The 436-nt window shown below is 54.8% G+C and carries 1 protein-coding gene; it reads right to left on the bottom strand.

Translation table 11 applies throughout. The features are described from left to right. Positions 1 to 283: 283 nt before the first annotated feature. On the bottom strand, positions 284 to 430 hold the full coding sequence (locus tag NE591_RS12490; RefSeq protein WP_256156773.1) for a VanZ family protein: 147 nt from the start codon (positions 428 to 430) through the stop codon (positions 284 to 286). Positions 431 to 436: the final 6 nt, after the last annotated feature.

Below are 436 nucleotides of genomic sequence, written 5' to 3'. Positions count from 1 at the left end.
GTTTTCCGGCTGGGCCCACGACTTCGACAAGCGCATCATCGCCGTGGAGTTCTCGCTCGATAACGGCGAGCATTGGACGCGCTACGATTTGGGCGACACCACGGCCGAAAATTAGATGATCGTATTCGATTCGCATATTAATACATGAATTACATTATACATAGCAATTCGGTGCGTAATTGAACCTATGCACATGCCTAACAAGTCGAAATTTCCGCCCGAAATCGCCCTCCAGATCTGCCGGAGACTTTCGCTCTCTGATCCCGCCGCTTGCCTCGCCCGATCAACCCATTTGCCTCTTTGCCAACATCTTTTCAAGCGCAAGAACAGCAGTGCCAGCTCCTAATGCAGCCCCCCGCGTATCGGTGAGCCAGTCGGCGGGGTCGCACATGCGGCCGGGGACGAAGGACTGGTGGAACTCATCGGTCACGGCGTA

This window comes from Adlercreutzia sp. DFI.6.23 (assembly GCF_024462535.1).
GTDB classification, from domain to species: domain Bacteria; phylum Actinomycetota; class Coriobacteriia; order Coriobacteriales; family Eggerthellaceae; genus Adlercreutzia; species Adlercreutzia rubneri.
Note: the sequence above shows the minus strand (reverse complement) of the source record. Positions and strands in the feature narration are given on the sequence as shown.